Annotated in this window: 15 protein-coding genes; 9 read left to right on the plus strand and 6 right to left on the minus strand. The window is 58.5% G+C overall.

Annotated elements, in window-relative coordinates; translation table 11 throughout:
• Positions 1-345 precede the first annotated feature (345 nt).
• Together carB and BM152_RS06745 are read left to right on the plus strand one after the other, a co-directional pair.
• A complete protein-coding gene (gene carB / locus BM152_RS06740; RefSeq protein ID WP_066599577.1) occupies positions 346-3,705 on the plus strand; it encodes a carbamoyl-phosphate synthase large subunit in 3,360 nt (1,119 codons plus the stop codon).
• Positions 3,706-4,030: 325 nt separating this feature from the next.
• Positions 4,031-5,344, plus strand: coding sequence for a DEAD/DEAH box helicase (locus BM152_RS06745; RefSeq protein ID WP_066599580.1), 1,314 nt, complete (start codon positions 4,031-4,033; stop codon positions 5,342-5,344).
• Positions 5,345-5,405: 61 nt separating this feature from the next.
• Here BM152_RS06745 and BM152_RS06750 read toward each other — a convergent pair whose 3' ends face one another.
• On the minus strand, positions 5,406-5,864 hold the full coding sequence (locus BM152_RS06750; protein ID WP_066599582.1) for a hypothetical protein: 459 nt from the start codon (positions 5,862-5,864) through the stop codon (positions 5,406-5,408).
• A 385-nt stretch (positions 5,865-6,249) separates the two neighbouring features.
• On the opposite strand from BM152_RS06750, the gene BM152_RS06755 reads away from it, so the two are divergent.
• Positions 6,250-6,828 (plus strand): thymidine kinase, encoded by a 579-nt coding sequence (locus BM152_RS06755; RefSeq protein ID WP_066599585.1) that lies wholly within the window; start codon positions 6,250-6,252, stop codon positions 6,826-6,828.
• 207 nt (positions 6,829-7,035) lie between these two features.
• Here BM152_RS06755 and BM152_RS06760 read toward each other — a convergent pair whose 3' ends face one another.
• The 4 genes from BM152_RS06760 to BM152_RS06775 form a co-directional block, all read right to left on the minus strand.
• The gene (locus tag BM152_RS06760; RefSeq protein ID WP_066599588.1) at positions 7,036-7,377 is read right to left on the minus strand and encodes a tRNA-binding protein; all 342 of its coding nucleotides are present in this window, start codon (positions 7,375-7,377) and stop codon (positions 7,036-7,038) included.
• Entirely contained in the window at positions 7,370-8,179 is an 810-nt protein-coding gene (proC, locus tag BM152_RS06765; protein ID WP_066599592.1) for a pyrroline-5-carboxylate reductase, read from the minus strand. The genes BM152_RS06760 and proC overlap by 8 nt, the downstream gene beginning before the upstream one ends.
• Positions 8,180-8,289: 110 nt before the next feature.
• Entirely contained in the window at positions 8,290-8,790 is a 501-nt protein-coding gene (locus tag BM152_RS06770; protein ID WP_066599594.1) for a type III secretion system chaperone family protein, read from the minus strand.
• Positions 8,791-9,087: 297 nt separating this feature from the next.
• The gene (locus BM152_RS06775; protein ID WP_066599597.1) at positions 9,088-9,336 is read right to left on the minus strand and encodes an accessory factor UbiK family protein; all 249 of its coding nucleotides are present in this window, start codon (positions 9,334-9,336) and stop codon (positions 9,088-9,090) included.
• Between the two features lie 116 nt (positions 9,337-9,452).
• Here BM152_RS06775 and lgt point away from each other — a divergent pair, with 116 nt between their 5' ends.
• The 5 genes from lgt to BM152_RS06795 all read left to right on the plus strand — a co-directional run bounded on the left by lgt (position 9,453) and on the right by BM152_RS06795 (position 13,626).
• Positions 9,453-10,322 carry a prolipoprotein diacylglyceryl transferase gene (lgt, locus tag BM152_RS06780; protein ID WP_066599741.1) on the plus strand — a complete coding sequence of 290 codons (870 nt, stop codon included), beginning with the start codon at positions 9,453-9,455 and terminating at the stop codon, positions 10,320-10,322.
• Positions 10,319-11,413, plus strand: a complete 1,095-nt coding sequence (locus BM152_RS06785) for a class I SAM-dependent methyltransferase (RefSeq protein ID WP_066599600.1) — start codon at positions 10,319-10,321, stop codon at positions 11,411-11,413. Before lgt ends, BM152_RS06785 begins: the two co-directional genes overlap by 4 nt.
• A complete protein-coding gene (pgeF, locus tag BM152_RS06790) occupies positions 11,410-12,168 on the plus strand; it encodes a peptidoglycan editing factor PgeF (protein WP_066599602.1) in 759 nt (252 codons plus the stop codon). Before BM152_RS06785 ends, pgeF begins: the two co-directional genes overlap by 4 nt.
• A 275-nt stretch (positions 12,169-12,443) precedes the next feature.
• Positions 12,444-12,584 (plus strand): hypothetical protein, encoded by a 141-nt coding sequence (locus tag BM152_RS19240; RefSeq protein ID WP_170125650.1) that lies wholly within the window; start codon positions 12,444-12,446, stop codon positions 12,582-12,584.
• 214 nt (positions 12,585-12,798) lie between these two features.
• Positions 12,799-13,626, plus strand: a complete 828-nt coding sequence (locus BM152_RS06795; protein WP_066599606.1) for a Hint domain-containing protein — start codon at positions 12,799-12,801, stop codon at positions 13,624-13,626.
• Between the two features lie 95 nt (positions 13,627-13,721).
• Here BM152_RS06795 and BM152_RS06800 read toward each other — a convergent pair whose 3' ends face one another.
• Positions 13,722-14,222 (minus strand): Lrp/AsnC family transcriptional regulator, encoded by a 501-nt coding sequence (locus BM152_RS06800; RefSeq protein ID WP_066599612.1) that lies wholly within the window; start codon positions 14,220-14,222, stop codon positions 13,722-13,724.
• A 245-nt stretch (positions 14,223-14,467) separates the two neighbouring features.
• Between BM152_RS06800 and trxB the strand changes: the two genes are divergently transcribed.
• Positions 14,468-15,412 carry a thioredoxin-disulfide reductase gene (trxB, locus tag BM152_RS06805; protein ID WP_066599615.1) on the plus strand — a complete coding sequence of 315 codons (945 nt, stop codon included), beginning with the start codon at positions 14,468-14,470 and terminating at the stop codon, positions 15,410-15,412.
• Positions 15,413-15,422: the final 10 nt, after the last annotated feature.

Here is a 15,422-nt window from a genome sequence, read left to right on the forward strand (position 1 = left end):
CCTTTGGAGATGTGGGCGGACTTATATATCGCTCGGGCTGATACACTAGGCCCAGAGCGGAAAGTCAAGGGCCGTAAGCCCCACGACAGGCCCCGACAGGGCATTGCGCAGGCAATTGCGGGCAATATCACAGAATATCCGGCTCATGCGACGCCCTCTTTGACGCGGCCTTGATCCTGCGGCCATCCCGACGGCAACGGCCCACAGATCGGACGCGGCAATTTCCGGCAGGTCTTTGCCATTTCCACCCTTGCACCTGCGCGAGTCATGACTATAACCCACGACAATTTGCGCGCACCTTGCTAGAGATGCGCCGAAGCTGCTCAAACATTGCCGGGGTCTGCCATGCCGAAGAGAACCGATATTTCCTCCATCATGATCATTGGTGCGGGGCCGATTATCATCGGGCAAGCCTGTGAATTCGATTACTCCGGGGCGCAGGCCTGTAAAGCGCTGAAAGAGGAAGGATACCGGGTTATTCTGGTGAACTCCAATCCGGCGACGATCATGACCGATCCGGGCATGGCGGATGCGACCTATATCGAACCGATCACACCAGAGGTTGTTGCCAAGATCATCGAAAAAGAGCGCCCTGACGCGCTTTTGCCGACTATGGGTGGCCAGACGGGTCTGAACACTTCGCTGGCTCTGGCCGACATGGGCGTGCTTGATAAATTCAACGTCGAACTGATCGGCGCCAAGCGCGAAGCCATTGAAATGGCAGAAGATCGCAAGCTCTTCCGCGAGGCGATGGACCGTCTGGGCATCGAAAACCCCAAGGCCGACATCGTCGCCGCTCCGAAAAAGGAAGATGGTCGCTACGACATCTCTGCCGGTATGAAAATCGCTATGGAGGCGCTTGAACATATCGGCCTTCCCGCGATCATCCGCCCCGCGTTCACCTTGGGCGGCACCGGCGGCGGCGTGGCCTATAACCGTGATGACTACGAGAAAATCTGTCGCTCCGGTCTCGAAGCCTCCCCGATGGCGCAGATTCTCGTGGATGAGTCGCTTCTCGGCTGGAAAGAATACGAGATGGAAGTGGTGCGCGACACTGCCGACAACGCCATCATCGTCTGCTCTATCGAAAACGTCGATCCGATGGGCGTGCACACCGGCGACTCGGTTACTGTGGCACCGGCGCTCACGCTCACCGACAAAGAATACCAGTTGATGCGGACCCACTCGATCAACGTGCTGCGCGAGATCGGCGTGGAAACGGGCGGCTCCAACGTGCAATGGGCGGTGAACCCCGCTGATGGCCGTATGGTTGTGATCGAGATGAACCCGCGCGTGTCGCGCTCCTCTGCGCTGGCGTCCAAAGCCACCGGTTTCCCGATTGCGAAAATCGCCGCGAAACTGGCCGTGGGCTATACGCTCGACGAGTTGGACAACGACATCACCAAGGTGACGCCCGCTTCGTTTGAGCCGACCATCGATTATGTCGTCACCAAGATCCCGAAATTCGCTTTCGAGAAATTCCCCGGCTCCGAACCGAACCTGACCACCGCAATGAAATCCGTGGGCGAGGTCATGGCGATTGGCCGGACCTTCCACGAATCGATGCAAAAGGCACTGGCTTCGATGGAATCGGGCCTCACAGGCTTTGACGAGATCGACCTGCCGGACATGCCGAAAGCCTCCGAGATCGTCGAGGCGGATGGCAATGACACCACCCTGCCCCGCATCCTTCTGGGGGCCGATGAGGCCGCACAACAAAAGATCGACAAGAGCGTCACCCGCGAACTGGCGAAGGCCACGCCCGACCGCCTGCGGGTCATCGCACAGGCCATGCGGTTCGGCTTCACCGATGAAGAAATTCAGGACATCAACAGTTTTGACCCGTGGTTCCTCGCCCGCGTGCGCGAAATTCTTGTGGCCGAGGCCGAAGTCAAACGCGACGGTCTTCCGGTCACCGAAGAAGGTCTGCGCAAGCTCAAGATGATGGGCTTCACCGATGCGCGTCTGGCGAAGCTCACAGGCCGCGACGAAGCCAACGTGCGCCGCGCGCGTCGCAACCTTGGCGTCAATGCCGTGTTCAAACGCATCGACACCTGCGCCGCCGAGTTCGAGGCGCAAACTCCCTATATGTATTCCACCTACGAAGCCCCGATGATGGGCGAGGTGGAATGCGAAGCGCGGCCCTCGGATCGCAAGAAAGTCGTCATTCTGGGCGGTGGTCCCAACCGGATCGGCCAAGGGATCGAGTTCGACTATTGCTGCTGTCATGCCTGTTTCTCCCTGACCGAACAGGGCTACGAAACCATCATGATCAACTGCAACCCCGAGACCGTATCCACCGATTACGACACCTCGGACCGGTTGTATTTCGAGCCGCTGACCTTTGAGCACGTCATGGAAATCCTGCGCGTCGAACAGGACAACGGCACATTGCACGGTGTGATCGTCCAGTTCGGCGGACAGACCCCGCTCAAACTCGCCAATGCGCTGGAAGCCGAAGGCATTCCGATCCTTGGCACCTCGCCCGACGCGATTGATCTGGCCGAAGACCGCGAGCGTTTCCAAGACCTCGTCAACCGGCTCGATTTGAAACAACCGACCAACGGCTTGGCCTCCACCGATGCGGAAGCCATTGAGATCGCGGCGGGGATCGGCTTCCCGCTGGTCATTCGTCCGTCCTATGTTCTGGGCGGTCGCGCAATGGAAATCGTCCGCGATATGGAGCAGCTCAAACGCTACATCTCCTCGGCTGTGGTCGTTTCCGGCGACAGTCCGGTTTTGCTGGACCACTACCTCTCCGGCGCAACCGAGATCGACGTGGATGCGCTTTGTGATGGCGAAACCGTCCATGTCGCAGGCATCATGCAGCACATCGAGGAAGCGGGTGTGCACTCCGGCGACTCCGCCTGTTCCCTGCCGCCCTACTCGCTCAAGCCCGAGATCATCGAAGAGTTGAAACGTCAGACCATCGCGCTGGCGCTCGAATTGAACGTCGTCGGCCTGATGAACGTGCAATTCGCGGTGAAAGACGATGTGATCTATCTCATCGAAGTGAACCCGCGCGCCTCGCGGACCGTTCCTTTCGTTGCAAAAGCGGTCAACAGCCCGATCGCCTCCATCGCCGCGCGGGTCATGGCCGGTGAGAAACTCGGTGCCTTCGATCTGGTCGCGCCTGAGGGCACAGGCCGGTTTGCGGTGAAAGAAGCCGTGCTGCCCTTCGCACGCTTCCCCGGTGTAGACACGATCCTCGGGCCGGAAATGCGCTCGACCGGTGAGGTCATGGGCTCCGACAAGACCTTTGCACGGGCGTTCCTGAAGGCACAAATGGGCGCGGGCACCGACCTGCCGACCGAGGGCAAGGTGTTCCTGTCGGTGAAAAACTATGACAAGAAACCGAAAATGGTCGAAGCGATGCAAACGCTTGTCGATCTTGGCTTTGAAATCGTCGCGACCCGTGGCACCGCCAAATTCCTCAAGGAAAACGGCATCGAAAGCCAGATCGTGAACAAGGTTTACGAAGGCCGCCCGAACATTGTCGACATGATGAAAAACGGTGAAATCGCGCTGGTCCTGAACACGACCGAGGGCAACCAAGCCGTTGAAGACTCGCGTGAAATCCGCTCTGTCGCGCTCTACGACAAGATCCCCTACTTCACCACCGCCGCCGCCTCCCACGCCGCCGCTATGGCGATCAAGGCACGGCTTGAAGGCGAGATCGAAGTGTTGAGCTTGCAAGACGTGTAAAGCCCTTCATCTACCGAAATCCAACAGAACGCCCCGCCATTCGCGGGGCGTTTTCTTTTGCAATGCAGCGATAATTCTTGACTTCTGCCCCGCCCTCCCCCAGTTAACACATATCTTCACCCCCATGCTGCCGCGTGAGCAGCCGCGTTATGACGCTTCGGGTGGCGATGATCGGGCGCATTGCCCAAAGGTTCCCAACATCACGCAAGGGGTCCGGCGGAAAGACGGGGCAAGCATATGGCGCGCTCCGGTGACCTTTTCCGCGACCAACCAAGCGCCCTTCAAGGGCGCGTCTAGCGTGTGGGTTTCCCACCAAAGGACATATATGACTGATTTTTCCATGCTCGGCCTCAAGCCGAAGCTTCTCGACGTGCTCAAAGAAATTGGCATCGAGACCCCGACCCCCATTCAGGCCCGCGCCATTCCCGAAGTGATGAACGGTCGCGACGTGATGGGGCTGGCCCAGACCGGCACCGGCAAGACGCTGGCATTCGGCCTTCCGCTCATGCACATGGCACTGACCGATGGCACGAAACCGTCGCCAAAGACCGTACGGGCGCTGATTCTCGCACCGACACGCGAACTGGTAAACCAGATCGCCGACGGTCTGTTCCCCTTCATCAAGGGGTCGCACCTCAAGCTCAACCGTGTGGTCGGCGGCGTGTCGATCAATGCACAGATCAACCGTCTGGACCGTGGCACGGATATTCTTGTCGCCACTCCGGGCCGCCTCATGGATCTGATCGACCGTAAGGCTGTGCGCCTGAACGAGACCTCCTTTCTGGTGCTCGACGAGGCCGATCAGATGCTCGACATGGGCTTTATCCATGCGCTGCGCAAACTGGTGCCGATGCTGGCGCAAGAACGTCAGACCATGCTGTTCTCGGCCACCATGTCGAAGCAGATGAGCGAGATTGCCCAAAGCTATCTGACCTCGCCTGTGCGGATCGAAGTTTCCCCTCCGGGCAAAGCTGCGGACAAGATTGACCAAGAGGTCCATTTCATCCCGCAACCCGATAAACTGGACAAACTCAAAGAGTTGCTGGCCACGCATAAAGACGAGCTGGCGCTTGTGTTCTCGCGGACCAAGCACGGGGCCGAACGGATGTCGAAACAGCTGCAAGCCGCAGGTTTTGCAGCGGGGTCCATCCACGGCAACAAATCCCAAGGCCAGCGCGAGCGCACCTTGAAAGAAGCCAAATCGGGCAAGATCACTGTGCTGGTCGCCACTGATGTGGCCGCGCGCGGGATCGACATTCCGGCGGTGCGTCACGTTTATAACTACGAATTGCCGAATGTGCCGGAGAATTTCGTGCACCGGATCGGTCGGACGGCGCGTGCCGGTCGGGATGGCAAAGCCATCGCCTTCTGTTCGCCCACCGAGCTGGACGATTTCCGCGCGATTGAAAAAGTGATGAAAATCCGCATTCCGATTGCAACGCCTGCTTCGTGGGCCGCTGACGGGATGAAAGCCGAGCCGAAACCCAAGCCCCAAGGCGGACGTCGCCGCGGTGGTGGCGGGGGCGGCGGTCCGCGTGGTGCCAATTCAGGCAACAAACCGCGCGGCGCCAAACAAGGCGGTCGTGCCGGAGCGCCCAAAGCTGGCGGGCACCAGCAGCGTCAAAAGCGGCGCGGATAAAACCAAAAAAGGCGGCTCCCAAGGCCGCCTTTTCTACATCTGCAAGAAAGGTATAGACGCGTCAGGTGGCTTCGTGTTCGAGATGCAGCTTCATGCTCATCAAGACTTGCTGAAGCTCCAAAGTCTCACGCAGCAGGCGTTTGGCTTCGTTAAACGTGATGATACCATCTTCAATCGCATCGGAATATTCCGCCATCAACATGGCAAAACGCTGGGACAGGGCCACAACATCCGTGTTCACGCCGCCTTGTTTCGGAGTCGTATTGCGCGCCGCATCATAGGACAGCGCAATTCCCTTCAGCTCGGCCAATGCGGATGTCACATGCGGATAGCCCGCAGCCGCCTCCAACTGCGCCACGGCATCAACCGGCATAAAGCGGTCGGAATGCTCTTCGGCGGTGGAATAATAGCGGCCCAGAGTCGCCTTGGACTTTCCGGTCAAAGCACAGGCGGCCTCAAGCCCCACATCCTTCACCAAAGCCTCGGTGTGTTTCTTCAAATAGTTTCCTGCAGCATTCATGATGCGTGTCCTTACCCCTTACAACGCTCCCCACATGGGGAATTCCCAGCGTCATTTCCCATTAATTTCCCGATTTTTGCATGACATACAAGTATATACCTGCTGTTGCGGGCATTAGAGAGTATTCGATGCTGTAAAGCACCGGATCGGGTGGGAGAGTTTTTACGAGAAGTCAGGTTCTGAGGTCTGTCCCGGCACCCTCATCCCCTTTGCCTTTCGGCAAACGCCGGACGTGTTTACGAGTTCTTTCTCAACCTCCCACCCGTCAGTTTCCCTATTCGGTTTTCCGCATGCACCACGTCATATGGCCTGAGTTCAAAACTCTGTGAGGACAGAGGCAAACTCGGCTTGATCCCGACCTGCACAATCTGGCACAGAGCGGTTTATGGCAAAACTCTATTTTCAATACTCGACCATGAACGCGGGGAAATCCACCCTGTTGCTTCAGGCCTCATACAACTACCGCGAACGCGGGATGGAGACCTATCTCATCACCGCGAATCTGGATGATCGCGCGGGAGAGGGCAGGATCGCCAGCCGGATCGGCATTGGCGACGAGGCTGATACCTTTGACGAGCAAGAGGATATGTTTGCCAAAATCGAGGCCCGCCTCGCTCAGGGGCCGGTGGCGTGTGTCTTTATTGATGAGGCCCAGTTTCTGACCCGCGATCAGGTCTGGCAACTGGCCCGCGTGGTGGATGATCTGAAAGTGCCGGTGATGGCCTATGGTCTGCGCGTGGATTTTCAGGGCAATCTTTTCCCCGGCTCTGCGGCGCTTCTGGCGCTGGCCGACGAGATGCGCGAAGTGCGCACGATTTGCCATTGCGGGAAAAAGGCGACGATGGTGGTGCGTATGTCGGATACAGGCGAGGTTCTGACCGAAGGCGCACAGGTCGCGATTGGCGGCAATGAGCGCTATGTGTCGCTCTGCCGTAAACACTGGCGTGAGGCGATGGGCGAATAGGCCGCATCACGCCAATGCTGACGGGCGGGACCTCGCCCCTCTTCACGTCGCATTTTCACATCGCATTAAGGTTAATCAGTTTAAGGTTAACGCAAAATGAAAGCGCGGGCGCGCGACGATCTGGAAAGACGTGCCGCAGACGCAGCACCGCGCAATCCGTGAAAGCGTTGCACGAAATGCCCGCGCCTCATGCTCTTTGTAAAGGCGTTAGTGCAGCCGCCCGCCATCCGGCACCGGCAGCCCCGGCTGCGCCAGAACCACAGCCCCGTCCTGATCCGGAAAGCCCAGAACCAGAACCTCCGACATAAACCGCCCGATCTGACGCGGCGGGAAATTCACCACGGCCATGACCTGCTGCCCGACCAAGGTTTCCGGCGTATAATGCACGGTGATTTGCGCGGAAGATTTCTTTTCGCCAATCTCCGCCCCGAAATCGATCCAGAGTTTGATCGCAGGCTTCCGCGCTTCCGGATAAGGCTCCGCGCGGACAATCGTGCCCACGCGAATATCAACCTTCAGAAAGTCGTCAAAACTGATCTCGTCAGCCATTCGCCAATTCCTCGTCACGTTCAATCGCGGCTTCAACAGCGCGTTCCATCAGAACCGGAAAGCCGTTTTCCTCATCCATCAACACACGCAATGCCTCGGCGGTCACCCCACCGGGCGAGGTCACATTGATGCGCAGTTGTGCCGGACTTTCATCCGAAACCTCCGCCAAATGCCCTGCGCCAGCCACGGTCGCCTTGGCAAGTTGCAGAGCCATATCGGCAGGAAGACCCGCTTTCTCACCGGCGGCGGCCATTACCTCGATCAGGTGGAACACATAGGCCGGACCACAACCGGAAATCGCCATGAGCGGACGGATTTGCGCTTCCGTCTCAAGGCGCACCACCAGCCCCACGGCTTGCAACAAGCTTTCGGCCAGGTCGACATCGACCTTCGAGGCTTTGGCATTGCCCACAATCCCCGTGATCCCGCGCCCGACGGCGGCTGGTGTGTTGGGCATGGCGCGCACAATCGGGGTTTCTGCGCCCAGAATCTCTTCATAAGTCGCAATGGTTATTCCCGCAGCCACGGTGAGGAACACGGTCGACCCGTTGCCAAGCTTTTGCAGCGCGGGCAATGCGTCCCCCATCATCTGCGGTTTCACGGCGAGCAGCACAATCGCCGGATTTTCCGGCAAATCGGCATTCAGGTGCACGCCTGTTGATTTCAGCCAGTCGGAAGGGTGCGGATCGAGCACAGTGACCGACGCAGGCGGCAGGCCGCCATCGAGCCAGCCTTTGAGCATTGCAGAGCCCATTTTGCCACAGCCCAAGAGCACCAGCCCGCGTGTTTTGAGATCGTCCATGATCTGCACCTTTCATAGAAATGGAAATGCCCTCTGCGGGCGTCAGAGGGCACTTTACCAATCATATGTGCAGGTGCAATGCAGGGAGCGCCTGCATTTCTGCAAAGCACTCAGGCGCGACCGTAAGCCTCGCGAATCGCCACATCCATCGCCTCTTCGGGGCTTTGATCGGACCATGCGGTCAGCTGGAAGGCAGGATAAAAACGCTCTGCAGCACCGACTGCGGCCCCGATCAAATGGTCCACCTGCTCGGCACCGGCCACCTGCCCGCCGGAGAGAACAAGGCCGTAGCGATAAACCATCAGCTGTTGCTCCGGCCAGAAGGTAAAGGCACCGGTCCAGATCTGGTCATTGGCGCGGTTGAGCACCTCATAGATCTGCGGCAGCTTGTCTTGCGGCGGCTCCATTTCGAACGTGCAGATCAGGCGCAGGGTCTCGTCATAGTCGGACCACGCCAGAGTGATCGAATAAGTGCGCCATTGCCCCTCGACCGCCATGGCGATCTGGTCGTCAGCAACGCGGTCGAACTCCCAGTCATTGTGTTCACACAGGTGCTCACACAGATCAATCGGGTGAATCTCGGTAGAAAAGCTCTGCTCAATAAGCGACATACACGGGCCTCATCTGTTGTGCGTCTCGTGGTGCCTGCAACATCCTCTGCGTGACGTCACGGTGGCGGCCACTAAAACTTGGTGCCTGCTCAAGGATCGGCGTGTATCTCGCCTTCCCTTACTAGATATGGTGTGACGAAACCGTTGAATCTGTAAAGCGAAATATTCGTGTTATCCCCATTAATCGACTTTGATCCACAGGTTTGCGGGCTTTTCCCCCGCCTTGAAAGCCCCCTGTGGACAATAAAAAAGCTCCCCGCGGGGAGCTTTTGAGCATGTCGGGCATGATCCGGAAGATCAGGCCTTTTTCTTGCGCTCCAGAAGATCAAGACGCTTTTTCAACTCTTCGTTCTCTTCGCGTGCCTTTTGCGCCATAGCGCGCACCGCATCGAATTCCTCGCGTGTGACAAAGTCCCGATCCGCCAGCCAGCGGTCCATAAGGCTTTTCACCGCAGTTTCCGCCTCGTCCTTGGCGCCTTGAGCCACTCCCATGGCGTTGGTCATAAGCTGCGAAATGTCGTCAAGGATCTTGTTGCGGGTTTGCATGTCTGCCTCCGGCGGCGCATTCGTGAATATCTGTGGTCTATATGGGGCGCGCGGCGACAAATCGCAAGGTTGACTTCCCTGCTTCTCTGACGACAGTTGCGCCCATGTTGACACAGATGCCTGCCGTATTGAATTTCCCCGACCTCTCGCCCGTGATCTTCGAGATCAACCTCGGGCCGATCCACTTTGCCCTGCACTGGTATGCACTGGCCTATATCGGCGGCTTCCTCATCGGATGGTTCCTGATCCTGCGCGCGCTCAAGGCCACACGTCTCTGGCGTGAAAACACACCACCGCTGGACAAAGCCGAGTTCGAAGACCTGCTCACATGGTTGATCCTCGGCGTGATCTTCGGCGGGCGACTCGGCTATGTGTTGTTTTACAAACCTGCATATTACCTCGCTCACCCCATTGAAATTCCGATGGTCTGGCAAGGCGGCATGGCCTTTCACGGCGGGTTTCTCGGCGTCGTAATCGCGGCCCTTCTCTGGGGGCGCAAACACCACAAGCCGCTTTTGTCTTTGGGCGACCTGCTGGCGATGGCCACACCAACGGGGCTACTGCTCGGACGGATTGCGAACTTCGTCAATGCCGAGCTTTGGGGCAAACCTTGGGACGGACCTTGGGCGGTGATCTTTCCCGGCATCGAGGCACAAGCCTGCCAGAATGTCGGACCTTTGTGTGCGCGTCATCCCTCCCAACTCTATGAGGCGGGAATGGAGGGGCTGCTTCTCGGCAGCCTGATCCTCGCGCTGGTCTGGTTCGGCGGTGCACTCAAACGTCCCGGTTTCATCATGGGGCTGTTCTTTGCGGGTTACGGCGTGTCGCGCTTTGTCGTCGAAATCTTCCGTCAGGCCGATGCGCAATTCATCACCGAGGCCAACCCGAGCGGCGCGGTCATTCTCGGGCTGCAAATGGGGCAGCTCCTGTCCCTGCCGATGATCCTGATCGGGCTGTTTTTCATGCTGCGAGCCAAACGCAGATGACGGCACTTGCGGATATTCTCGCCAGACGGATTGCGCAGACGGGCCCGATCTCGCTGGCCGATTACATGGCCGAATGCCTGCTGCATCCCGAACACGGCTATTACACCACGCGCGATCCTCTGGGGGCTGCGGGAGATTTCACCACCGCGCCGGAAATCAGCCAGATGTTCGGAGAGCTTCTGGGCCTCTGCCTCGCGCAAAGCTGGCTGGACCAAGGTGCGCCTGCCCCCTTTGTTCTGGCGGAACTCGGCCCCGGACGCGGGACGTTGATGGCCGACATCCTGCGTGCAACCAAAGCCGTCCCCGGACTGCATCGCGCCATGCAGGTGCATCTGATCGAGGCCTCTCCGACGTTGCGCAAACAACAAAATGACAGGCTCTCAGACTATGAGGTAACATGGTGTGACAGCATCTCCGATCTGCCCGACGCGCCTTTGTGGCTGATCGCCAACGAATTTTTCGACGCGCTGCCGATCCGGCAATTCACCCGCAAGGGAAACGGCTGGGCAGAAACGCAGGTGGGGCTCAAAAACGGCAAGCTCACACTCGGACTGTCCGCGCCCACTCCGCTCTCAAACCTCTCCTCACGCCTGACGGATACCAAAGAGGGGGACGTGGTCGAGACCTGCCCCGCCGCCGCGCCGATCATCGCGGAGATGTCGCAGCGCATTACGGCCCATGGCGGGACGGCCATTCTCATCGACTATGGCGACTGGCACTCTCTGGGAGATACGTTTCAGGCGCTGGAAGCGCATCAGATGGTTGATCCTCTGGCCCGCCCCGGTCAGGCCGACCTCACCGCGCATGTAGATTTCAAAGCACTGGCCGACGCGGCACGCGCTGCAAACGCCGCCGCCTCACGGATGATCCCGCAGGGAATGCTTCTGGCGCGGCTCGGGATCAGCCAACGCGCTGAGGCGCTCGCCAAAAAGTTGAGCGGAAAGGCTCTTGAAACCCACGCCCGCGCATTTGAGCGGTTGACCTCGCCCGAAGAAATGGGAACCCTTTTCAAAGCGCTGGCCATTGCCCCCAGCACCCACTTGATACCTTCAGGATTTGACCCAGAATTCAGCGCGGGAACAAACACATGAGCCTAGAGATCATCACTTCGGACGCGCTGAAAGATGTGCAACACGGTTTTTTCACCCGCAAAGGCGGCGCCTCCTCCGGCGTATTTGACGGGCTGAATTGCGGGTTGGGATCGTCCGATCAGGCCGACGTGGTCAAAATCAACCGCGCCCGCGCCGCGCAAGCGCTTGGCCTCTCGGCAAAAGACCTCTGCTCCGCCCATCAAATCCATTCCGCCGATGTTGTGCGCGTCACCGGTCCGCAAGACAGCACGCCGCCCACATGCGACGCTCTGGTGACGGATCAGCCCGATCTTGCTCTGGTCATCCTGACCGCCGACTGCCAGCCGGTGCTCTTTGCCGATGCAAAAGCCCGTGTGATCGGTGCAGCACATGCCGGATGGAAAGGCGCAATCGGCGGCATTCTGGAAGCCACACTCGACGAGATGGAAGCCCTTGGCGCAAGCCGCGAGAATATCACCGCGATCATCGGCCCCTCGATTTCGCAACGCGCGTATGAGGTGGGGCCGGAATTCCTTGACGATTTTCTGGCAGACAGCCCCGACAATGCCCGCTTCTTTGCCAATGGCGAGGGCGACCGCTATCAGTTCGACCTTCCGGCTTTCGGTCTGCACCGTTTGCGCCAAGCGGGCGTCGGACATGCCGAGTGGACACGGCATTGCACCTATTCGGACCCCGCGCGTTTCTATTCCTACCGCCGCTCCGTTCATCGCAAAGAGGCCGATTACGGGCGACTCATCTCTATGATCCGGCTGTAAGCCCGTCAGGCCGGAGATTTGATTTCAGGCAGCATTGGGGCGGGCACCTGCCCCAATCTCGCCAGAAAATCTCTCCAAAGCCACGGCGCGATATTGCGATACAGTTAGAATTAACCTTAATTTTCTGGCCATTGACCGATTTTGACCACAAGGACAAATTTCATCCCGCGAGGCGCGGAAATCTCCCCATTCCCACACACTGAACGCCTCACTTTCGCCGAAGCCGGAAGGCATAGTGGTCTCAAGATCGAAACAAGTGTCCGAGGGGGACCGCCATGAAAAACCGTCGCTGGATGAAATCCATGATCGCCGAAGCCAAGAAGACCGAGACGGACATGCCGTGGACCCGTGGTGCCCGCCGCGCGGCGTTCATCGCGAAGAAATCCGGCGCAGTCCAACTGCGCACCGTCGCCTGACGATTCGCCCCTGCCGCGATGGCAGGGCGCGCCATAGGGACAGCGCCTTCCGAGCGGCAGATTTCATCTCAGTAGAGAAACAAAGCACACATCAGATGGCGGACTGGTTCCAGAACCACCCATAATTCAATATAGGCTTTGACAATTCACCTCATTTTCTGTGATCGTTTACCCACTGTATTCGGTGGGGGCCGACACAGTAACGAGGCCATTTATGTCGCAGCCCCTTTCCGGTTCGCAGCCCCGCACCAACGGTTTGAAACAGCCGATGCACAGGGGCGTTCTGCAAGAGAAACCCTCTCAAACCGCATGGACCGTCCGCCGCAACCGTTTTGCCGAGCGGCCCAACTATGCGCAGCGCCGCTATGATGTGCTCTGGCTGGCGAAGAACGGCGACATTTGTGACAGCGCCATAAGCGCCCCCGCCCTGCCCCAGTTTGAATCCGCGTTCAACGCTTTCGCGCGCGGCGCTTTGCTCCCTACGCCCCAAGGCCCTGTCGCGATTGAAGACCTCTTGCCCGGTGACGAGGTGGAAACCATCGACAACGGTGTGCAGCGCGTCGAATGGATCGGCTCCATGACACTGGACCCGAAAGGCACACGCGCCGCAAATGCCAAGCCCGAGCGCCTCTACCGGATCATGGCGGACAGTTTCGGTCTGGGACGCCCTGCGCCGGACCTGATGCTCGGCACAGGCGCGCGGTACCTGTTGCGCTCCGACGCACTCAAAGCCACCTATGGCACGTCACAGGCTCTGGCCCCTGTCTCCGGCCTTGTGGACGGAAATTCCGTGATCGAAGTCACCCCGACTTCCTCGGTGCGCAGCTATCATATCGGTCTTGCACGCCACAGTCTGTTGCGGGTCAACGGCGTGGAACTGGAAAGCTACCATCCGGGCATCACCGCCGCCGGACAGCTCTATGGCGATTTGCGCGGGCGCTTTATGGCGCTGTTCCCGCATCTCGAAACGCTGGGGGATTTCGGGGCGCTGGCGCAACTTCGCCTGTCGCCCACGGATGTTCTCGAACTCACACGCCGCTAAAACCGCATCTCGGCCGACACGTCCCTCCACCGGCCAAACACAAACGGCTCGCCAGAAGGCGGGCCGTTTTCAGTTTCTCGCATAATGGAAGTGGCTCAGGCGCTCTGCGTCAGACGATCTTCAAGCACATCAAAAGGCACACCCGGCTCATCCTTTGCGCCGCGAATGACCAATGATGTCTTAACGCTCGCGACATTCTCGGTGGAGAGCAGTTGCCCCGTCAGAAAGCTCTGGAAGGTCGACAGGTCTGGCGCCACACATTTGAGGATGAAATCCACCTCGCCATTGAGCATGTGACACTCGCGCACAAGTGGCCATTCCTGACATTTCGCCTCGAATTTCGACAGATCGGTTTCGGCCTGACTTTGCAATCCGACCATGGCAAAGACCTGCACTTCGAAGTCGAGCGCACGTGCATCAACCACAGCGTGATAGCCCTTGATATAACCGCTTTCTTCCAAAGTCCGCACACGACGCAAACATGGCGGCGCGGAAATTCCCACGCGCTTGGCCAGTTCCACATTGGTCATCCGACCGTCCGCCTGCAATTCAGCGAGAATCTTGCGGTCAATTTCATCAAGTCTGTGAGAAGGCATCTGTTTTCCCGAAGCCGTTAGCGGTAAAATTCCATGTAACTGCGCAAATAGGCTCTTGCGCGCAACATTCTTTCTCATTTTGGCAAGAAAGTTTCAAGAGCATTCCGCGCACTCTCTACGCAGCCCGCGCATACCTGCCCATTTTTTCACCTCTGCTGTGCGCCAGTCAGGGTTTGATATGCGTGGGCCGGCTGTCTATATCCAAGTCAACAGCAAAGACAACATGTAAAGAATGAGGTCCCGACATGGCGGACACGAAACACACGAAAGTTCTCATCATCGGCTCTGGCCCGGCCGGTTACACAGCGGGGATTTATGCAGCACGCGCGATGCTATCCCCGATTCTCGTGCAAGGCATGGAACCGGGCGGACAGTTGACCACCACCACAGAGGTTGAAAACTTCCCCGGCTTCACCGAGGTTCAAGGCCCCGAGTTGATGGTGAAGATGCAGGATCATGCCGAAGCGATGGGCACGGAGATTGTCTCCGACCTGATCGTCGAGCTTGATACCGACAGCCGCCCTTTCGTGGCCAAAGGCGACAGCGGCACGATCTACACGGCGGATGCGGTGATCCTCGCAACCGGTGCGCGGGCGAAATGGCTCGGGTTGGAAACGGAAGAAGCGTTCAAAGGCTTTGGCGTCTCCGCCTGTGCGACCTGCGACGGGTTCTTCTATCGCGGTCAGGAAATCGTCGTCGTGGGCGGAGGGAATACCGCCGTTGAAGAAGCGCTTTTCCTCACCAATTTCGCCTCCAAAGTGACGCTCATCCACCGTCGCAACGAATTGCGGGCGGAGAAAATCCTGATCGATCGGTTGATGAAAAACGAAAAGATCCATCCGCTATGGGATCACGAACTGGTTGAGGTTTACGGCGACGAAGCCCCGATGAAAGGGGTCAACGGCGTTAAGGCGAAAAACGTCAAAACCGGCGAGATCACCGACATTCCTGCCAAAGGTGTTTTCATCGCCATCGGCCATGCCCCTGCCAACGAATTGGTCAAGGACAAGCTGGAGATGCACAACGGCGGCTATGTCTCCGTCAAACCGGGCACGACAGAAACCTCCATCCCCGGCATTTTCGCGGCGGGCGATTTGACCGACCACAAATATCGCCAAGCGGTCACCTCTGCGGGCATGGGCTGTATGGCGGCGCTGGATGCGGAACACTGGCTGGCCGCACAAGAGTAAACGAAACGCA

Origin of the sequence: Celeribacter halophilus (assembly GCF_900114135.1) — a bacterium.
In the GTDB taxonomy this organism is placed as follows: Bacteria; Pseudomonadota; Alphaproteobacteria; order Rhodobacterales; family Rhodobacteraceae; genus Celeribacter; species Celeribacter halophilus.

Bases quoted from the DNA above. Each gene is read 5' to 3' on its own strand.
- BM152_RS06785 (WP_066599600.1), top strand. From the start codon at position 10,319: ATGACGGCACTTGCGGATATTCTCGCCAGACGGATTGCGCAGACGGGC.
- BM152_RS06745 (WP_066599580.1), top strand. From the start codon at position 4,031: ATGACTGATTTTTCCATGCTCGGCCTCAAGCCGAAGCTTCTCGACGTG.
- lgt (WP_066599741.1), top strand. From the start codon at position 9,453: ATGCCTGCCGTATTGAATTTCCCCGACCTCTCGCCCGTGATCTTCGAG.
- BM152_RS06755 (WP_066599585.1), top strand. From the start codon at position 6,250: ATGGCAAAACTCTATTTTCAATACTCGACCATGAACGCGGGGAAATCC.
- BM152_RS06750 (WP_066599582.1), bottom strand. From the start codon at position 5,864: ATGAATGCTGCAGGAAACTATTTGAAGAAACACACCGAGGCTTTGGTG.
- trxB (WP_066599615.1), top strand. From the start codon at position 14,468: ATGGCGGACACGAAACACACGAAAGTTCTCATCATCGGCTCTGGCCCG.
- pgeF (WP_066599602.1), top strand. From the start codon at position 11,410: ATGAGCCTAGAGATCATCACTTCGGACGCGCTGAAAGATGTGCAACAC.
- proC (WP_066599592.1), bottom strand. From the start codon at position 8,179: ATGGACGATCTCAAAACACGCGGGCTGGTGCTCTTGGGCTGTGGCAAA.
- BM152_RS06770 (WP_066599594.1), bottom strand. From the start codon at position 8,790: ATGTCGCTTATTGAGCAGAGCTTTTCTACCGAGATTCACCCGATTGAT.
- BM152_RS06795 (WP_066599606.1), top strand. From the start codon at position 12,799: ATGTCGCAGCCCCTTTCCGGTTCGCAGCCCCGCACCAACGGTTTGAAA.
- BM152_RS06775 (WP_066599597.1), bottom strand. From the start codon at position 9,336: ATGCAAACCCGCAACAAGATCCTTGACGACATTTCGCAGCTTATGACC.
- BM152_RS06760 (WP_066599588.1), bottom strand. From the start codon at position 7,377: ATGGCTGACGAGATCAGTTTTGACGACTTTCTGAAGGTTGATATTCGC.
- carB (WP_066599577.1), top strand. From the start codon at position 346: ATGCCGAAGAGAACCGATATTTCCTCCATCATGATCATTGGTGCGGGG.
- BM152_RS06800 (WP_066599612.1), bottom strand. From the start codon at position 14,222: ATGCCTTCTCACAGACTTGATGAAATTGACCGCAAGATTCTCGCTGAA.
- BM152_RS19240 (WP_170125650.1), top strand. From the start codon at position 12,444: ATGAAAAACCGTCGCTGGATGAAATCCATGATCGCCGAAGCCAAGAAG.